Genomic DNA, 19,171 nt, shown 5'->3' with positions numbered 1-19,171 from the left:
GGAGTCGATTTCGATAATGCGTGGGTGCCGGCGTAAGACGACGACAACGGGAAAAAGTTCATCGCGGGACCAGGCTGAGAATGTCGTTGTAGAACGCCAGTCCCATCAACCCGGCCAACAGCGCCAGACCGATGTATTGGCCGGCAGCCATGGCACGCTCGCTAAGCGGGCTGCCCTTGACCAACTCGATAAGGTAATACAGCAGGTGCCCGCCGTCCAAGACGGGGATGGGCAACAGGTTGATGATGCACAGGCTCAGCGACAGCAAAGCCAGGAAATACAGGAACCAGTCCACCCCGCGTTCAGCCGAGGCGTTGGCCACCCGGGCAATGGTGATCGGCCCGGAAATGTTCTTGACCGAGGCCGCCCCGGTCAGCATGCGCCGCATCATACCCAGCGAATCACTGGCCAATTTGCCGGTTTCGCGCACGGCGGCAGGCAGTGCGGCCAGTACGCCGTATTGCTGGCGGGCGTCATAGGCCGGCATCTGGCCGGTGGCAAAGCCCACGCCGATCAGCCAGCGCGGCTTGCCGTCCGGGCCTTGTCCGGCCTGCGGAGTCAGTTCCAGTGCCAGCCGGTCGCCGCCGCGCTCGACCTCGATCATGCCCGGGCCGCCGCGCTCGCCGAGTTGCTGGATCAGCGGGGTGACCTGGTCGGCGCTGTCCACGCGCTGGCCGTCCACGGCAAGGATCAGGTCACCGGGCTGCAGCAGATTGGCGGCAGCCGAGCCGGCCGACACCGAGTCGACCCGCGCTGGCTGCAGCCAGAACTGCCAGATGAAACCGGCCTGTACCGGCACCTGGCGTTCATCGAAGCCAGCCGGCAGCTGCGACAGCGGCAGCACCCGGGTGCGCTCATTGTCCAGCGCGTCGCGCACGCGGACATGCGCATCCTGGCGGTCCATGGCAGCGGCGGTGAAGGCCATGCTGGCCTCGGCCCAGGTGTCGACGCTACGGTCTTCCACCGCCAGCACCCGGTCGCCGGCGACAAAGCCGGCCTGTGCGGCCATGCCGGTGGTGCGGCCGATGGTGGCCGAGTAGTCCTGGCGGCCAATCACGAACATCGCCCAGAGCAGGGCGATGCACAGGATCAGGTTGGCGATCGGACCAGCGGCGACGATGGCGATGCGCTGCCAGACGGTCTTGTTGTTGAAGGCCACGGCACGCTCGCCGGCCGGGACCTCGACCTCGCGCTCGTCGAGCATCTTCACGTAGCCGCCCAGCGGGATGGCGGCGATGGCGAATTCGGTGCCGTTGCGGTTGCGGCGGCTCCACAGCGGCTTGCCGAAGCCCACCGAGAAGCGCAGTACCTTCACCCCGCAGCGGCGGGCAACCCAGTAATGGCCGAATTCATGAAAGGTCACCAGCACGCCAAGGCTGACGATCATCCACCACACAGACCCCAAAAAGTCAGCCATGGGCGCAGCTCGGTTGTAGGGTGGGATCAGACATTCGGCAGGCGGACGATGGCGGTTTCGGTGATGTGGCGGGCCTGGGCATCAGCTGCCAGCAGGGCGTCCAGTGTATCGGCCGCCACGTAAGGCAGGGTGGACAGGGTGTGCTCCACCAGCGCCGGGATCGACAGGAAGCCTATGCGCCCCTGAAGAAACGCTGAAACAGCCACTTCATTGGCGGCATTGAGGATGGCCGGGGCGCTGCCGCCGGCCTCCATCGCCTGCCAGGCCAGGCGCAGGCAGGGGAAGGCGTCCATGTCCGGGGCCTCGAAATCCAGCCGACCCTGACTCAGCAGGTCCAGCCCGCCGACCCCGGATTCGATCCGCTGCGGCCAGCCCAGGCCTACTGCCAGGGTGGTGCGCATGTCCGGCAGGCCAAGCTGGGCAAGGGTTGAGCCGTCGATGAACTCGACCAGCGAATGCACCAGGCTCTGCGGGTGCACCAGCACGTCGATGCGCGAGCCGGGCACGTTGAACAGGTGATGGGCCTCGATGACTTCCAGGCCTTTATTCATCAACGTCGCCGAATCGACCGAGATCTTCGGCCCCATTGACCACTTCGGGTGGGCAACGGCCTGTGCCACAGTCACCGCTTCCAGCTCGGCGCGACTGCGCCCACGGAAGGGGCCGCCGGAGGCGGTCAGGATGATGCGGCGCACACCGGCTTCCAGTCGCGCATCGCGTGAGCGCAGGCATTGGAAGATGGCGTTGTGTTCGCTGTCGATCGGGATGATCTCGGCGCCGGCGGTGGCCGCCTCGCGGGTCAGCAGCTCGCCGGCCAGGACCAGCGATTCCTTGTTGGCCAGCAACAGGCGCTTGCCGGCGCGGGCGGCGGCCAGCGTCGAGGACAGGCCGGCAGCGCCGACGATGGCGGCAATTACCGTGTCGGCGTGGTCGCTGGCGGCCAGCGCATCGATCGCGGCGTGGCCGGCGTGAGCCTGGGTCGCCAGGCCTGCGTCGTTCAGCCCATCACGCAGGCGTGAAAACAGCGCCGGATCGGCAATGGCGGCATGGTCGGGACGATGCTGCTGGCACAGCGCGAGCAGGGCATCCACATTGCTGCCCGCCGCCAACACGCTTGCGCGCATCTGCTGCGGGTGGCGGGCGATCACATCCAGCGCCGAGGTGCCGATGGATCCGGTGGCGCCAAGGATGGCGACCTGACGTAAGCGAGAGGTGGACATGTTCAGAAACCGAAGATTTCCTTGCCCAGCGCAAATACCGGCAGGGCGGCAAGCACGCCGTCGATGCGATCCAGCACGCCGCCATGGCCGGGAATGATATGGCCCGAGTCCTTGGCGCCGGCATGGCGCTTGAGCAGGCTTTCAAACAGATCGCCCAGCACCGAGGCCAGCACCGCGACGGCACTGACCAGCATCAGCCAGCCGAACTGCGACAGCTGCACGCCGGCAAACCAGCCGAACACGCCGGCGGTGAGCAGGCCGGCAACCAGTCCGCCGAGCAGGCCTTCAATGGTCTTGTTGGGGCTGATGCGCGGGGCCAGCTTGTGCTTGCCGAAGGTGCGACCGGCGAAATACGCGCCCGAGTCAGCTGCCCAGACCAGGGTCAATGCGGTCAGCAGCCACAGGTGGCCGTTGGGTCCGGCATGGATCAGTACCAGCGAGGCCCAGGCCGGAATGATCGCCAGGGTGCTGGCAGCCAGCTTCAGCATGCGTGCGCTGCTTTCCTCATGCGCACCGAAGTCGAAGAAGCGCAGCCAGAGCAGGGCCATCAGCCAGAAGCCGACGCCGACCAGCGCCGCCAGCTGGAACAACACCATGCTGCCGGCAGAGGCCCAGACCAGCAGCACCATCAGCAGCAGGTTCAGCACCACCAGTACGGTGCGCGGCAGGCCAACAATGCCGGTGAGCCTGAGCCACTCCCACAGGCCGGTCAGGAATACCAGCGCGGCGGCGGCAGCCAGCCATTGCGAGGGCAGGAACAGGATGGCGCAGATGGCTACGGGGGCCATGATCAGCGCTGCGATCACACGGGTTTTGGTCATGAGTGTGTGCTCGGTGCCGCGTTGGCGGCGATCTGGGCACTGGTCAGGCCAAAGCGGCGTTCGCGCCCGGCATAGTCGTCCAGCGCCTGTTGAAGGACGGCCGCGTCTACATCCGGCCACAACACGTCAGTGAACCACAGCTCGCTGTAGGCCAGCTGCCACAACAGGAAATTGCTGATGCGGGTATCGCCACCGGTGCGGATGAACAGGTCCGGCGGCGGCATGTCGGCCAGCGCGACGTGCTGGCCCAGGGCCTGCTCGTCGATCTGCTCGGGCAACAGGGTGCCGGCGGCAACCTGTTCGGCCAGGGCGCGGGCGGCCGCGGCAATATCCTGACGGCCGCCGTAGCTGGCAGCGATGCTCAGGGTCATTGCGGTATTGCCCGCGGTGCGCTGCTCGGCCTTGTCCATGCGTTGGGCGATGCTGGCCGCGAAGCGGCTGCGGTCACCAATGAAACGCACGCGCACGCCACGACGGTGGAGTTCATCCACCTCGCGGTCCAGGGCGCCGAGGAACAGCTTCATCAGCGAATCCACTTCGTCCTGCGGGCGGCCCCAGTTTTCACTGGAGAACGCAAACAGGGTCAGTGCGCCGACGCCACGTTCAAGGCAGAAATCGATGCTGCGGTTGACCGCGCGGGCACCGGCACGGTGGCCGATCATGCGCGGACGCCGCCGTTGCTGCGCCCAGCGCCCATTGCCATCCATGATGATGGCAATGTGCCCCGGCACGGCTGCGGCGGCGGTGTCGCTATGCGGGACGGAGGACACGCCTCAGACCGCCATCAGTTCCTGTTCTTTGAGCTTGACCACTTCGTCGACGTCCTTGATCGCCTTGTCGGTCAGCTTCTGGATGTCTTCCTGGCTGCGGCGGTCGTCATCCTCGGTGATCGCCTTGTCCTTGAGCAGCTTGGCTACTTCCTGGTTGGCATCACGGCGGATGTTGCGGATGGCGATCTTGGTTTCCTCGCCTTCCTTGCTGACCGATTTGGCCAATTCCTTGCGGCGCTCTTCGGTGAGCGGCGGCAGGTTCAGGCGGATCACGGTGCCCATGGTGGTGGGGGTGATGCCGATGTCGGAGGCGTAGATCGCCTTTTCCACTTCCTTGATCATGTTCTTGTCGAACAGGGTGATTACCAGCGAGCGGCCTTCAGACACGCTGATGCTGGCCACCTGGTTCAGGGGAGTGTCGGTACCGTAGGCCTTGACCTTGATGCCGTCCAGCAGGGCCGGCGAAGCGCGGCCCGTGCGGATGGTGGTGAGGGTATGGCGCAGAGCTTCAATGCTCTTGGTCATGCGCGCCTGCGCATCTTGCTTGATATCGTTGATCATCGGCCGAATCCTGGATGTTTCTAGAACCGGCCGATTATAGGCGATTACCCCTGCCCACCGTGCCGGTAGCGGGGTTTAGTGTGCGTCGCGGCCGTGCACCAGGGTGCCGATGTGCTCGCCGTGCAGGATTTTCAGCAGTTCGCCGGGCTGGCTCATGTCGAAAACGCGCAGCGGCAGGTCGCTGTCCCGGGCCAGGGCGAAGGCCGCGGTGTCCATGACTTCCAGGCCCTGGCTGATGACCTGGTCATAGCTCAGGCTCTCGTAGCGGACCGCGTCGGCGTGCTTGTTCGGGTCCTTGTCATAGACGCCGTCGACCTTGGTGGCCTTGAGCAGCAGGTCGGCGCCGATCTCGATCGCGCGCAGTGCGGCGCCCGAGTCGGTGGTGAAGAAGGGGTTGCCGGTACCGGCGGCGAAAATGACCAGGCGGCCCTTTTCCAGGTGGCGGATGGCGCGGCGGCGGATGTAGTCCTCGCACACATCATTTATTTTGATCGCACTCATGACGCGGGCCTTGCCGCCGGCCTTTTCAAGCGCGTCCTGCATGGCCAGGGCATTGATGACGGTGGCCAGCATGCCCATATGGTCGCCGGTGACCCGGTCCATGCCGCCAGCGGCCAGGCCGGCGCCGCGGAAGATGTTGCCGCCGCCAACCACCAGGGCGATTTCAACGCCGGCCTGCTGGGCCTCGATGACTTCATGGGCCAGGCGGTTGATCACTTTGGGGTCGATGCCGTAGTCCTCATCCCCCATCAGCGCCTCCCCGGAAAGTTTCAACAGGATGCGGCGGTAGGTGGGTTTGGACATGGTGACCTCAGATGGCTGGAAAACGCGGGAATTCTAACGGATGCCGCAGTTTCAGGTGACATCTATTGTTGCAATGCAGCGACAAACTGCACCTCAATCGCTCCGTGGTTCAGCAGGCGGTGGGGTGCGGGTCCGGTGCACGGGCAATTACCCGGTTGCGGCCGAGGTTCTTGGAGCGGTAAAGCACGTCGTCGGCGGCCTTGAGCAGGTCGCGCATGTCGGTGAAGCGCTCGTAGGCGCCATGCGTGGCCACGCCCGCGGAGAAGGTGACGTGCAGGGGCATGTCGGCAACGGTGACGATCGGGGTCTGGGTGATCGCGCCGAGGACGCGGCGGATCACTTCCAGTGCGGTCTGCTCGTTGGTGCCGGGGAACAGGACCACGAATTCCTCGCCGCCGAAGCGGGCCACGGTGTCGCTGCCGCGCAGCTGGCCCTGCAGCAGGCTGGCGAAAGCCTGCAGCACCTGGTCGCCGACCAGGTGGCCGTGCTGGTCGTTGATCTTCTTGAAATCATCCAGGTCGATGAAGGCCACCGACAAGGGGCGGTCGGCGCGGCCGGCGCGGTCGAATTCCTGCGCCAGCACCACTTCCAGCTGGCGCCGGTTCAACAGGCCGGTCAGTGCATCCAGGTGCGCCTGTTCGGCCAGCCGGCGCGCCTGTTGTTCAAAATCGTCGGCGCGCCGCTTGGAGGCACTGGCGTCCTGCAGCTCGCGCAGGTTGCGCAGCGCCATCAGCTCGCTGGCGTGGTCCAGCAGGTAGGTGATGCGGGCCGGGGAGGGCACCGGGACATCGAACAGTGCGCTGATCTCCGGCAGCATCTGGCTGACCTGCTGCAGCACCTGCTCGAACTGGCTGCTGTCCATCTGCAGCTGTGCATGCACCAGCCGCAGGGCGGTGTCACGGGCCAGGTCGGTGTCCTGGCTGAGCCAGATCTCGGCAATGCTTCCGGACAGGGCGACACAGCGCTCGAACAGGTCGGCAGGCTCGGCCGGTGCTTCGCTGTGGCGGATGGCCTCTACCAGATACGGTGGCAGGCCCCATTGCTCGCACAGCTCGGCGCCGATATCGGCATGGCTGCAATCCAGGATGGTGCGCTCGCGGGCCAGCAACGCGTCGTTGCTGTCGGCGCTTGCAAGCAGCTCCGGGTAGCTGTCGCTGCGCAGCTGCAGCAGGGCCAGGATGCCGATGTCCTGCAGCAGCCCGGCCAGCATCAGCTCTTCGACGCGGCGCACATTGCGCGCCAGGCCAAGATAGCGTGCGGCCAGGGCGCTGAGGATGCTGCGCCGCCAGACCGCATCCAGCTGGTTTGCGTGGTTCTGATCTTCGCGCAGGGCGCGCGACAGGCTGAAGCCCAGTGCCAGCTGCAAGGTCGCGTTGAGGCCGAGCATGGTCAATGCCTGGCCGAGGTTCTCGATGCGGCGGCGGCTGGCGTACAGCGGGGAATTGGCGATGCGCATCATGCGTGCGCTCAAGCCCATGTCCAACGCGATGACGTCGGCAGCGCTGGCGATGTCGGTTTCCGGATCCTGCGCAAGCTCGATCAAACGGACAGCGATGGCCGGTGGCGAGGGCAGGTTGCGGCAGAGGGACAGGGCTGCAGTGAGCTCGGGAGACATGTCAAGAAAGCAGGCGGCAGTGGTTCAAGCATACAGGATGCCTTAAGCAAAGACGGCGTGCTGTAGTCCAGTGCCGGGAGTGTGCTGCCGCGGTTGCCGGTGACAAAGAAAAAGCCGCGGGAATCCGCGGCTTTTTCAGGTGCTTCAGGTGGCGGGTACTTAGACCTGCATCGCCTTGGCAACTTCGGCGGCGTAGTCTTCCACCACCTTCTCGATGCCTTCACCGACAGCCAGGCGCTGGAAACCGACGACGTCGGCGCCAGCGGCCTTGACGGCCTGCTCAACGGTCTTGTCGCTGTCCAGCACGTAGTTCTGGCCGTACAGGGTCACTTCGCTGATGATCTTGTTGATCTTGCCGCTGATGATCTTTTCCAGGATGTCAGCCGGCTTGGCCTTGTCCTTTTCGCTCATCTTGGCCAGCTCGATTTCCTTTTCCTTTGCAACGAAGTCGGCCGGAACGTCGGCAGCCTTGTTGTGCGGCGGGTTCATCGCGGCCACGTGCATTGCCAGGCCCGAAGCCAGCTCGGCGTTGCCGCCAGCCAGTTCGACCAGCACGCCGATCTTGCCGTTGCTGTGCACGTAGGTGCCAACGGTGTTGGCGCCGTCGATCTTGACCATGCGACGGATCTGGATGTTTTCACCCAGCTTCTGGATCGCGGTGGCGCGGGTTTCTTCGACGGTTTCGCCGCTGTCCAGCTTGACCGACTTCAGGGCTTCAACGTCGGCGACGCCAGATGCCAGGGCGGCAGCGGCGACGGCGTCGACGAACGCCTTGAAGTTGACGTCGTTGGCAACGAAGTCGGTTTCCGAGTTCACTTCGACCAGCACAGCCTTGCCGCCGTTGCTGGCAACGCCAACGCGGCCTTCAGCGGTGACGCGGTCGGACTTCTTGTCGGCCTTGGCAGCGCCGGACTTGCGCAGGGCTTCAGCCGCTGCGTCGATGTCGCCATTGGTCTCGGACAGAGCGCGCTTGCACTCCATCATGCCGGCGCCAGTGCGCTCGCGCAGTTCCTTGACCAGGGAAGCAGTGATTTCCATGGAATTACCTCATCAATAGAAAGGGGTAGGCCGGCCATGATGGCCGGCCGTTGTTACGCAGCCCTGTCAGCAATCGGCGCCGTGGGCGCCAGTGCAGGGGAGCGGGTGCAGTGACTGCACCCGCCAGGGGGATCAGGCCGAAGCCTCGTCACCCTTCTTGGCCGGAGCCTTCTTGGCCGGAGCGCGGCGGGCCGGCTTGGCTTCTTCGCCAGCAGCGGCTTCGGTGAACTCTTCTTCGCGCACGGTGGCAGCGTTCGGAGCAGCAGCCTTGCCTTCCAGCACGGCGTCGGCAGCGGCGCGGGCGTACAGCTGCACGGCACGGATGGCGTCGTCGTTGCCCGGGATGGCGTAATCAACCAGTTCCGGGTTGTAGTTGGTGTCAACCACGGCGATCACCGGGATGCCGAGCTTCTTGGCTTCCTTGATGGCGATGTCTTCGTGACCGATGTCGATGACGAAGATGGCGTCGGGCAGACGGTTCATTTCCTTGATGCCGCCCAGCGAGGCTTCCAGCTTGTCGCGCTCGCGACGCAGGCCCAGCACTTCGTGCTTGACCAGCTTGTCGAAGCTGCCGTCGGTTTCACCGGCTTCCAGTTCCTTCAGGCGAGCCACCGACTTCTTCACCGTGGCGAAGTTGGTCAGGGTGCCGCCCAGCCAACGCTGGTTCATGAAGGGCATGCCGCAACGCTCGGCTTCTTCCTTGATGGCGTCGCGCGCGCTGCGCTTGGTGCCCAGGAACAGGATGGTGCCGCGCTTCTGGGCAACGGACGAGATGAAGTTCATCGCATCGTTGAACAGCGGGACGGTCTTTTCCAGGTTGATGATGTGGATCTTGCCGCGGGCGCCAAAGATGTACTGGCCCATCTTCGGGTTCCAGTAACGGGTCTGGTGGCCGAAGTGGACGCCGGCTTCCAACATCTGACGCATGGTGATCTGGGGCATTGCAAAACTCCTGATGGTGGAACTGACACCGCGCGCGTCCGGTTTGTTGGGATCGTGCTGCGATGCGCGACTTCTTAAGAGTGCGCAAACAGTTCCGGGGTTGGGCTTCCCTGTTGCCTCCGTGGCCGAACCCTGTTTGACAGGGCACCCCGGCACGGATGGGGGCGACAGGTGAGGATTCACCGGTGGCGCCCGGTGTCAGCGTGTTTCGAGGGGCCATGGGCCCGACAAAGCCGGCGAAGTATAGCTGTTGGCCGTCCTGGGCGCAATTTGGCCGGTCAGCGCTGGGTTGAAGAATGCTGAATGGGGGTCAATAGGTCAGGGTGACGGTGATCGTATCGCGATAGCTGCCGGGCACCGCCGCCGGTTGTGGGAAAACCCGGCCATAGACCGTGAGGGATACATTCTCATTTTCTCCTGTATCAGTAACGGCGGTGGCCTGCGTGTCACCCCAGGGAAGCAATAACGCCGGGTCCTTGTACAGGGCGTATTGCAGGAAATTGCCGTTGGAGATCATCCGCCGAACGCCGCTGGCGGTGGCATTCAGTCCTTTACCGAGGGTCACTGACCAGGCGGTATCGGTGGCGCAGCGCAGCTGGATAAGGGAACTGGCGTCACGTGGCCCGTCCAGCTGGATGACCGTGCCGAAATCCAGGTCGCTGGCCAAGGTGATGATGCAGTTGTCGGCAACCCGGGCCCGGGCGTCCCCGAATGTGAACGTGCTCTGGCCGGCACTGCCAAAGGCAGGCGCCACCCCGTCCCTGCAGTTTTCTCCAGAGGACGCGCCTCCAAGTGGTGCTGCGAAGACATAACGCAGCAGGCCCGGGCTCATTACGTTCTCGTACCTGTAGGCGGCAGGCAGATTCTGCCCGGGCGGTACCCGGCCGTAGGCGGTAAGGTTGATCTGCGTAGACCCGGTAATCGGGACCGACAGAAAGGTGTAGAAAACATCGTAGCCGCGGCCGAACGGGCCAATGAGTTGGGTGCGTGCGGCGTTGGCATACAGGTCATAGGCCATGAAGGCACCGGCGTCGTTGCCCATGCGGCGGGGCGCCATGCCTGTCGGGAGGCCCTCGTCGACGAATATGCAAACCGTCACCTGCACCGGCACGCCGGGGAAGCCCTGGCAGCTGATGGTCAGGGTGGCCGAGGAGCTGCTGTTGCCGGCGGTGGAAACTGTACCGAAATCCAGCAGTGTCGAATTGAGCACCCGGCACGACTGTTGCGCGTCGGCCAGGAACGGCAGCCACAGCAGCAAGGCAAGCAGCAGCGTGAGCGGGAAACTGTGGCTGTGCTGTCTGGATTGAACTGGGGCACTCAAGGTTTGCATTGCAAGGTCTCGCTGGGCGCTGAGGGTTGTGTTGTGTCGGCGTCGGGAAGCGCGATCACGCATTCCCCGCCGGCCCGGCGGATGCGGAGCTGGGCACCGCTCGGCACGGTGCCAAGGTAGAACTGCCCCTCATGGCCGATCACGGTGACGGCGAGGACGCGACCGTCACGTTCGACGATGGCCTCGGTGCCGGCGGGCAGCCAGCGTCCGTCAGCGTCCTGGATGCGCAGATCCACGGCCTGCCCGGGTTGTAGCTCAAAGGCCGCGCGAACCCCGCTGCGCGCCGCCGGCACCACCTGTTGCTGCACCGCCTCCACCTGCATATCCGCGGGCAGTTGCAGCGGGTCGATGCTGAGCAGGTTGCGTTGCCAGGCGCGCAGCGGTGCGACCAGCAGTTCGCCGTGCGCATCGGTGGTGCCGACGAAGCGGTTCTCCAGGCGCACCGGCACCCCCGGCATGCCATTGGTGGTGACCAGGGCGAAGGCATCGTCGGTGCTGCGCAGCAGGTGCAGCCCGCCGCCGAACCAGGCAAGGCTGCCGCTGCCTTGCAGGTAGGCCAGGCTGCCGACGGTGTTGTCATGATCAAGCCCGAAGCGCCAGCGGCCGTGTTCGTCCAAGTGATTGATTTCCGCGCTTTGGCTGCGTTGTGCGCCCGCACTGGACTGCAGCCGCCAACCCCAACCGCCGCTGTCGAGCGGTTGGCTGTGGTTGGCTTCCACCGCCGTTACGTCGCTGTCGCTGCCGTGGCGTAGCGAAGCGCTGAGCTGGGTGCGGCGATCCAGCGGAATGGAGAAATACAGGTAGGCGCTGTCCATGCCCGGGTTGTCCAGGTCGCGATTGAACTGGGCGCTGATCCAGGCTTGGCCACGCAGGCTGCGTGACCATCCGGCCCCGAACAAGCGGGTACGGGGGCTGCCGGGATAGGCCTGGATGATGTAATTGAGGTTGAATTGACCGCTGCGTGCATTGCCGAAGCCGACAAACAGCTGGTCGCTGCGGCGTGCGAGCAGTGTCCGGGTCAGATGTGCGGGAGCGTCGACAAATTGCCGGCTGCGGCGCTGGCTGTTGGCCGAAATGCTGAAGCCCGCTGCGTTCCATTGGTAGCCCAGCGCGTATTGGCCGCCGCCACGGCTGGCTGCCTGGCTGCCACTGTAGGAGGCGTTGAGCACGCCGCTGCGGCGCCCAAGCAGGGCCACCGCGCCGACCCCGGCCAACTGCAGGTTGGCGGTGGCTTCTGCATGTGTTTCCAGCGTCAGATGATCGTTCAAGCCATGGCGCAGGCTGGCGCTGGCCAAGGGTTGGTGGTCGTAGGCGAAGGAACGTAGGCCGTAGTCGCGGCGCAGTACGCCGATATCCAGCGACCAGTCCGACAGGCCGGTCTGCAGCAGCTCGGGCGCGCCGTACAGGGCGAATTCCAGCGAGCGGCTGTGGCCATTGATGTCGGTGACCAGCAACTGCGCCTGGCCAGCGCCATTGAGCGCAGGCGTGCTGTCCAGCTGGAAGCGCCCCGGGGCGACGCGTTGGCTGGCCTGGCGCATGCCATTGATGTACAGGTCCACGGTGGAAGGCAGCACCGCCTCGCCTGCAAACGAGGCCAGCGGGGTGGTTGCCCGATAGGGTTGCAGGTTGAAATTGCGCGACAGGTGCAGGCCGCCGATCCGTGCCGAGCGCGACCAGTCGAGCGCGCCGGTGAGCTGGTCACCCACGCTCAGGCTCAGCATCGGGCCGGGTAGATCCAGCTGCCAGCGGCTGTCCAGGCGGGTGTTGCCAGTGTTATGTCCGGCCCGCCCGGTGATCAGGCGCGAGCTCTGGCTTGTGCTCCAGATGCCCGCTCCCAGGCCGAACAGGCGTAATTCGCTATAGCCGCTGATATCCCGGTCACCATGTAATTGCTGCGCATAGAGGTCGTAGTTCAGCAGCAGGCCGGGGCTGCTGTCGCTGACAGCAAGCGCATCGCCAACCTCGCCAACGTGCAGTCGCGTGGTTGGACGGTCCAGCATCTGCACCGGTACCTGCAAGTCCAGGCGCTGGTTGCCGCGGTCATAGTCGATACGGATGCCGGGCAACTGCGACAGTGTGATCGAAGGTGCATCGTCGGCAATCTCGCCCGGTAGCCGCACGCCCAGCTCCTGCAGGGTTTTTGCACTGGCTGACAAGCTCTGCCCCTGCAGATTGAAGCGGGCCAGCGTTCCGCCCTGCTCACGGTTGATATGGACGTCCAGGTACAGCTTCTGGATTTGGCTGGCGGTGGCGGCGAACGGCTCGGGCAAGGTCAGCGGGCGCGCTGCGGTCGGCGGTGCTGCGCCGGTAGCGGCGAGGGCCACGCTAATGGCCAGCGGAAGGGAGAGGCTGCGCTGCGGGGGCATCGTTCAGCCTGGCCTGCAAGTGGCCCGGGTAGGAGAGTTGCGTTGCCAACGGCAGTCTCCATTGCATCTGCTGGCCAGCCAGCACATAGCCGAGCAGGCCTGGGTGCAGCGGTGTGACGCTGCCATTGTCTGCGCGCCAGGCAAGCTCGCTCAGGCGCACGCGCTGGTTGCCTGTGTTGTGCGCCTCCAGGATCAGCGCGCCGCTCGCAGGCTGCCAGCTCGTCTGCAGGCTGCTTGTATCCTGCGCAGGTTTGCTGATCTGCTCGCGCGGCAGCGCACCATGTGGCAGAACAAACACCGGTATGGAGTAGCGCAGCAGGAATTGCAGGCCTGAAGGCCGCTGCTCGGTGGCCTCGGGTAGCTCGTCCACCCACACCCGATAGGCCTGCTCGTAGGGGATGGCTGCCGGCAATGGGGCCGGGCGCACGATGCGTACCAACTGGCGCTCGCCGGGGAGCATCTGGACGATCGCAGGGCTAGCGCGCAAGGCCTGGGTGGGCGCAAGCACGTCGCTTGCTCCTGTCTGCGACCACTGCTGTACGCGGATCTGTGCATGCACGGCCTGGTCGCCGTTGTTCTCCAGCCACAGCGCGTTGGCCTGCTGGTTGTCGCTGAACTCGAGAATGATGGGTGCGACCTGCAGGTTGCCGGCGTTGCTGTCGAATGCACAGGCGAGCACTGCGATCAGCAGCATGCGGCGGCCACGCTTGGCCGCGCGGGTTGCCGACAACGGGGACGACACGCGCATGGCTGTGCTCAGTAGGTGATCGTGGCGATAACCGTGTCGCTGTAGCTGCCTGCCGGGGCGTCGGTGGACGGTACGCGGCCGTAAACAGGGACGGTCTGTGTGCTGGCGCTACCGGTTCCTGCAAGGGTGTCGGTACCGACCACATCGCCCCAGAAATTCTGCCGGCCGGCATCGCGATACAGTCCATAGGCAAGAAAGTTGTTGCTGCCGTCGGACATGCGGCGGTTGTCCGCCGCTGCGGTGGTGCTGGTGGCATTGGCGCCGGAGTTCATGCCGATGGTGTAGGGCGTGCCGTTGCTGCAGTTCACCTCCAGCGTGCCTTGCGCATCGACCGGAGTGCCGGTGGAGCGGGTCAGGGTGCCGAAATCGATGTCGCTGGCGGCAACAGCCTGGATGTCGCAGGACTCGGTGATGACGATGCGGACCTGGAACTGCGTGGTCTGGGTTGCTGCTGATGCAAGGGCTGCGCTGGCAGCCAGGGCAATACTGAGTGGCGTGATGAGGATGCTGCGTGCACGCATGGCGATACCCTCGGCTATGGATGCCAATGCGTGATGTCATGGCATTGGCGAGCACCCAAAGCTAAGCACGCGGTTGCCAGCTTGGCGCGGGTTTAATGCGTCTGGTTCGGCTGAACGGGCGATCCTGCTAACTTGGGTCAATTCGCGCCACGATGCTGCGTTTTGCTGACGTCAGATGCTGCTTGCACCTGTCCGATCTGCAGCAGCTGGATGGCACATGTCGTTACGTCGGTTCGCATGCAGGCTGCTATCACGATGCAAGTGATGCTGTCGTTTGCTGGCACGTGCGGCGAGCATCAGTACGTCAGCGTCACGGTGATGGTGTCCTGGTAGTTGCCGGGTAGGGCGCTGGGTTGTGCAGGCACCTGGCCGTAGACGGTCAGACGCTGCATGTCGCCGTTGCCGATACCACTGACGGCGCTGTGCTGGGTGTTGCCCCAGTGGCTGGAGCGGCTTGCGTCGCTATACAGCTCGTAGCCCCGGCGCGCATCGCCCGAGGCCATGAAGCGGTCGCCGGATTGGGCGTGCAGGCCCTCGTCCAGGCTTACCTGCCAGGCGACATCACGGGTGCATTTCAATTGCAGCGAGGCCGTCTGTTCGCGGTTGCCGGCAAATGCACTGGTGGCGCCGAAGTTCATCTGCGCCAGGGTGCTGATGCGACAGCTGCGCTGCACCGTTGCCTGTACCCCACTCCAATTGAAGTCGATGTCGCCTGCGGCGCCCAGGTGGCCAGGGTAGCGCTCGCGACAATCGCTTTCCGTCGGCGTATGGATATAGCCATAGCTGTAACGAACGAAAGAGTTGTACGGCATGTCGCTATAGGGAAACCTGCCCGATAGGTTCTGACCGGCATGTACGCGGCCATGGATGGGAATTCTGAAGCTCAGGTTCTCGCGCGGCGCCAGCCGGAAAGTGAGGCTGTAGAGCGGATAGCCGCTCCACTGCGGGCCAATCGGCTGGCTGCGGGCGGCATCGGCATAGAGGTCGTAGCGCATGAAGTCGCCATTGCCGTTGGACATCAGGCGCGGTGCCATCGCGCCGGAGGTGCCGGTGCCAATGAACAGGCAGACCCGGAAGATTGCCGGGGTGACCAGCGTGCCGATGCCGCCATTGCAATTGAGCACGATGGCGGTCTGCGCGTCCTGATAGCCGGTGGCCGGAACTGCGCCGAAATTGAGGCTGGGTGAGCTGGAGGTGCTGCAGTACGGCGCTGCTTCGGCCTGCGACAGCGGCAGCCATAGCGGCAGCCCGAACATCAGCGACCAGTAGTGTCTGCTGCGCTTTGCAGGCGGTGAATTGGGTGTTCCAGACCTTGGTTCGCGAACTATTCGCATATCACGTCCTCGAGGTTGATCCTGCCTTCGCTTGCGGGGGCGGTGGGCAAGTGGGCGCTGCATTGACCGGCCTCAAAGTGCAGGCGCGACTGTGGTGGTGGATCAAGCAGATACACCTTGCCTTCGTGGCCGACGACGCTGCTTGTGGGTAGATGGCCGGGGGCTTGCACGCTGATGCGGCTGCCGGCTGGCAGCCATTGGCCATCGCGGTCGCGCACACCAAAATGCAGCGCAAGCCTGCGCCGCATTGGAAAAACTACCTGCACGCCGCGGCGGGTTTCCGGCACGACCTCCGCGCTGGTGCTATCCAGCTGCATGTCGGCCGGCAGATGCTGTGGATCAATGGACAGCTGGTTGCGCTGCCAGGCGCTGAGCTGGGATACCACCAGCTGGCCGTGCTTGTTGGTGCTGCCAACGCTGCGGTTGTCGAGCAGCACCGGCACTTCGCCAACGCCCGCGGTGGAGACCAGTACGAAGGCATCATCAACACGCGGCAGTGTGTGCATGCGCCCGCCTATCCAGGCCAATGCGCCGCTGCCGCTGGCATAGGCCTGGGTGTAGCTGGCTTCCGCGCGGTCATGCTCGATGCCCGCCGACCATTGCCCGCGCAAGGCGCGTTGGTTGATTTCCGCGCGCAAACCACGCTGCTGTTCGCCGCCGCTGATCTGCGCACGCCAACCCAGCGCAGCAGGCGTGCTGGCGGCGCGGTTGGCTTCCAGCGACAGCTGATTGCCGTTGCGGCCATGGCGGAGCGAGGCGCTTCTGCTGGTATGGCGGTCCAGTGGCTGGGACCAGTAAGCGAACGCGCTATCGCCGCGGTTGTCGCTGAGATCGCGATTGACGTTGACGCTCAGATACGCGTTGTTGCTCAGCGCGTGCGACCAGTTCACACCCGCATAGCGGCTGCGCGGCAGCTCGGGATGGTGTTGGGCAACATAGCTGAGGCTGAACTGGCCAGCCGCAGTGCCGAAGCCGGCAAACGCCTGTTCGCTGCGGCGTGGCATGGTGGCCTGCTCATGCACTGCGGCCACGTCGCGGTAGCCAGCACTGCGCCGCAGGCTGCTGGCCGATACGCTGAACCGGCGAGCGCTCCATTGGTAACCCAGCCCGTGTTGGTGACCACTCAGGCCGGTCGCGTGGCTACCGGCCAGCGAGCCACTGAGTACTCCGCCGCGGCGGCCGAGCAGCAGCACGGCACCTGCACCGGCTTGCCGGATGCCGCGGCTGCCTTCGGCATGGGCCTGCAGGGTGAGGCTGTCATGAAGCCCGTAACGCAGGCTGCCGCTGGCAACCGGATGATTGCCGTAGGCAAAAGAATGCAGGCCGTAGTCGCGGCGGATGGCTCCCAGCTCCAATGACCAGTCTGCCAATCCGGCCTGCAGCAGTTCCGGCGTGCCATACAGGGCGAAGTCCAGCGTCTGGCTTTGCCCGGTGATGTCGGTGACAACCAGCCTGGCCTGGCCAGCGCCATTGAGCGAGGGGCTGCTGTCGAGCTGGAAGCGGCCGGGCGGCAACTGCTGGCTGGATTGGCGGATGCCGTCGATATACAGGTCCACGGTCAAGGGCAGGATGGCTGCACCGGCAAAGGACGCAGGTGGTGTGGTCAGGCGATACGGCTGCAAGGAAAAGTTGCGCGACATACGCACGCCGCCCAGGCGCAAGGCACGCGTCCATTCGTGCGCTGCGGTGACGCTGTCGCCCACGCTGAGGCTGACCATCGCGTCGCGCCAATCCACCTGCCAGCTGCTGTCCAGGCGGGTGCTGTGGGTGCGACCGCTGCCGAAGACGTGGGCAAGCGTGGTGCTGCCGATGCCGCTGCCCAGGCCGAACAGACGCAGTTCGCTGAAGCTGCTCAGGCTTGTGTCATCACCGGCATGGCGGGCATGCAGGTCGTAATTGAACACGCCACCGGCGCTGCGTTGAACCGGATCCGGACGTGGCGAGTCCATGCGGCGCAGATCCCGGTGGGTAGCCGGCCGTTCCAGCATCGACAGCGGCACCTGCAGGTTGATCTGTTGCAGGGCGGCGTCGTAGTCGATGCTGACCCCGCTCAGTGCCGGCAGCGGGACCAATGCCTGCCCGCCGAATTCCGCCGGCAGCGTGAGCCCGAGCTGGCGCAGATTCTGCGGGCTGGCAAACAGGGTCTGCTGGCGGACCACATAGGGCGTCAGCTGGCCTGTATCGGCCTGGTTGATGCTGGTTTGCAGCAGCAGCGTGTAGTCCTCGGTAGCGGTTGCGGGCAGCACTGCTCTCTCTCCGGCAGCGGCCGGTGAGCAGGCAAACCCGGCAGCGGCAAGCCCGAGGCTAATGCTCAGCAGCGACCTGCGGCAGGGCTTGTGGGTCGACATCGTCATTGAGCCTGGCGTGGAGAAAGCCGTCGGCCGGCAAGGGCCCGGGCAAGGGGAGCGTCCAGCGCATCTGCTGGCCTGCCAGCACGTAGCCAAGCAGTCCAGGGGTGATTTCGATGGCGGGCCCCGACGTGGGGATCCAGCTCAGCTGGCTGATGCGGATGCGTTGCACGCCGTGGTTGTGCAGGACCAGGCGTGCCTGGCCGTTGCTGGCCTGCCAGTGGCCCTGCAGCTGCGTGGCATCGGTATGCAGGCGTTTGCCTGTGCGTTCCAGCTGCGGTGTCGCACCGGTCGGTAACACGAACACCGGGATGGAGTAGCGCAGTAGAAAGCGCAGGCTTGAGCTCGCGCTGCCGGTTGCGGTCGGCACCTCGTCTATCGTCAGCCGGAACGCCTGTTCGTCGGCGTGCCTGCCTGGCTGAGGCTGGACGATGCGAACCAGTTGCGATTGGCCGGGGGCGATGTCCACCAAGGGTGGGCTGGCGAGCAGACCATCACTGGGCTGCTGGTGCTCCTGCCCGTCCTGTTGGGCCCAGTGCTGTACCCGGACCTGGGCGCGCAGGGCTTCGGTTCCGGAATTGGTCAGCCACAGGGTCTGCGAAGGCTGACTATTGGCGAACTCGAGCAGGATGGGGGCGACCTGCAGGTTGCCGGCGCTGCTAGGGAAGGACGTCAGTAAGGGGAGTGCAAGTAATAGTGCAGGTAGTCGTGCAGGTAGTCGTGCAAGTAATACGGTGGCGAGCCTGGCCCGGCTCGCCACCCGCAAACTGCGCGGGTGGCGATGGTTCATGGTGCTGGCCTGATCAGTAGGTGACGGTCGCGGTGATGGTGTCCAGGTAGACGCCAGCAGCGACGTCGGTGGCCGCTACTCGGCCGTAGACCGGGATCGATTGCTGCGCGGCGGTGCCGGTGCCGCCCACGGTATTGGTACCCAGCACCCGGCCCCAGAACTGGGTGCGGGCGGCGTCGCGGTACAGGCCGTAGGGCACCAGCCCGCCATCGGCGTTGGTCATGCGGCGGTTGTCAGCGGCAGCGGTCGGGCTGCTGGAGTTGAGGCCGGGGTCCAGCGCGATCTGATAGGGCGTGCCGCGGCTGCAGTTGAGCTGCAGGGCGCCCTGGTTGTCGATCGGGGTGGCGGTGGTGGAGCGCACGTGGGTGCCAAAATCGATGTCGCTGGCGTTGACGGTGTGCACGTCGCAGGACTCGGTGATGGTGATCTTGACCTGGAACTGCGTGGTGTCTATCGCTGCGTGGGCGGCACCGGCAAAGGCCGTGGCGGCGATGAAGGCGAACAGGGGGACGTTGCGAAGTTTCATGGTAAATCCTTGGGGGAAAA

The 19,171-nt window shown here is 65.1% G+C and carries 17 protein-coding genes; all 17 read right to left on the bottom strand.

The features are described from left to right. Positions 1-58: 58 nt before the first annotated feature. Positions 59-1,417, bottom strand: coding sequence for an RIP metalloprotease RseP (rseP, locus tag ABB27_RS09690; RefSeq protein WP_057628494.1), 1,359 nt, complete (start codon positions 1,415-1,417; stop codon positions 59-61). A gap of 26 nt (positions 1,418-1,443) precedes the next feature. Continuing rightward, the gene (locus ABB27_RS09685) at positions 1,444-2,637 is read right to left on the bottom strand and encodes a 1-deoxy-D-xylulose-5-phosphate reductoisomerase (RefSeq protein WP_057628493.1); all 1,194 of its coding nucleotides are present in this window, start codon (positions 2,635-2,637) and stop codon (positions 1,444-1,446) included. A 2-nt stretch (positions 2,638-2,639) separates the two neighbouring features. Then, the gene (locus ABB27_RS09680; protein WP_057628492.1) at positions 2,640-3,458 is read right to left on the bottom strand and encodes a phosphatidate cytidylyltransferase; all 819 of its coding nucleotides are present in this window, start codon (positions 3,456-3,458) and stop codon (positions 2,640-2,642) included. Further along, positions 3,455-4,228 carry a polyprenyl diphosphate synthase gene (gene uppS / locus ABB27_RS09675; protein WP_083491239.1) on the bottom strand — a complete coding sequence of 258 codons (774 nt, stop codon included), beginning with the start codon at positions 4,226-4,228 and terminating at the stop codon, positions 3,455-3,457. Before uppS ends, ABB27_RS09680 begins: the two co-directional genes overlap by 4 nt. A gap of 3 nt (positions 4,229-4,231) precedes the next feature. Next, positions 4,232-4,789, bottom strand: a complete 558-nt coding sequence (gene frr / locus ABB27_RS09670) for a ribosome recycling factor (protein ID WP_057628491.1) — start codon at positions 4,787-4,789, stop codon at positions 4,232-4,234. Positions 4,790-4,864: 75 nt separating this feature from the next. After that, positions 4,865-5,593 carry a UMP kinase gene (gene pyrH, locus ABB27_RS09665; protein ID WP_057628490.1) on the bottom strand — a complete coding sequence of 243 codons (729 nt, stop codon included), beginning with the start codon at positions 5,591-5,593 and terminating at the stop codon, positions 4,865-4,867. Between the two features lie 109 nt (positions 5,594-5,702). Beyond that, complete coding sequence (locus tag ABB27_RS09660) at positions 5,703-7,208, bottom strand: GGDEF domain-containing protein (RefSeq protein ID WP_057628489.1); 1,506 nt, start codon at positions 7,206-7,208, stop codon at positions 5,703-5,705. 159 nt (positions 7,209-7,367) lie between these two features. Beyond that, complete coding sequence (gene tsf, locus ABB27_RS09655; RefSeq protein WP_057628488.1) at positions 7,368-8,246, bottom strand: translation elongation factor Ts; 879 nt, start codon at positions 8,244-8,246, stop codon at positions 7,368-7,370. 132 nt (positions 8,247-8,378) lie between these two features. Beyond that, positions 8,379-9,188, bottom strand: coding sequence for a 30S ribosomal protein S2 (gene rpsB / locus ABB27_RS09650; protein ID WP_057628487.1), 810 nt, complete (start codon positions 9,186-9,188; stop codon positions 8,379-8,381). A 310-nt stretch (positions 9,189-9,498) separates the two neighbouring features. Continuing rightward, positions 9,499-10,446 (bottom strand): Csu type fimbrial protein, encoded by a 948-nt coding sequence (locus ABB27_RS09645; RefSeq protein WP_057628486.1) that lies wholly within the window; start codon positions 10,444-10,446, stop codon positions 9,499-9,501. Between the two features lie 59 nt (positions 10,447-10,505). Continuing rightward, positions 10,506-12,842: a fimbria/pilus outer membrane usher protein gene (locus ABB27_RS09640; RefSeq protein ID WP_161809640.1), complete on the bottom strand. Its 2,337-nt coding sequence runs from the start codon at positions 12,840-12,842 to the stop codon at positions 10,506-10,508. A gap of 1 nt (position 12,843) precedes the next feature. After that, entirely contained in the window at positions 12,844-13,632 is a 789-nt protein-coding gene (locus ABB27_RS09635; RefSeq protein WP_057628484.1) for a fimbrial biogenesis chaperone, read from the bottom strand. A gap of 8 nt (positions 13,633-13,640) precedes the next feature. Next, complete coding sequence (locus ABB27_RS09630; RefSeq protein ID WP_057628483.1) at positions 13,641-14,153, bottom strand: Csu type fimbrial protein; 513 nt, start codon at positions 14,151-14,153, stop codon at positions 13,641-13,643. A 296-nt stretch (positions 14,154-14,449) separates the two neighbouring features. Further along, positions 14,450-15,409, bottom strand: coding sequence for a Csu type fimbrial protein (locus tag ABB27_RS19690; protein ID WP_057628482.1), 960 nt, complete (start codon positions 15,407-15,409; stop codon positions 14,450-14,452). 68 nt (positions 15,410-15,477) lie between these two features. Next, positions 15,478-17,733 (bottom strand): fimbria/pilus outer membrane usher protein, encoded by a 2,256-nt coding sequence (locus ABB27_RS09620; RefSeq protein ID WP_057628481.1) that lies wholly within the window; start codon positions 17,731-17,733, stop codon positions 15,478-15,480. Positions 17,734-17,791: 58 nt separating this feature from the next. Further along, on the bottom strand, positions 17,792-18,625 hold the full coding sequence (locus ABB27_RS19315; protein ID WP_083491236.1) for a fimbrial biogenesis chaperone: 834 nt from the start codon (positions 18,623-18,625) through the stop codon (positions 17,792-17,794). Positions 18,626-18,638: 13 nt separating this feature from the next. Then, a complete protein-coding gene (locus ABB27_RS09605; protein WP_057628478.1) occupies positions 18,639-19,151 on the bottom strand; it encodes a Csu type fimbrial protein in 513 nt (170 codons plus the stop codon). Positions 19,152-19,171: the final 20 nt, after the last annotated feature.

This window comes from Stenotrophomonas terrae (assembly GCF_001431465.1).
Taxonomy (GTDB): Bacteria; Pseudomonadota; Gammaproteobacteria; order Xanthomonadales; family Xanthomonadaceae; genus Stenotrophomonas; species Stenotrophomonas terrae.
This window is presented reverse-complemented; position numbering and strand designations above follow the sequence as displayed.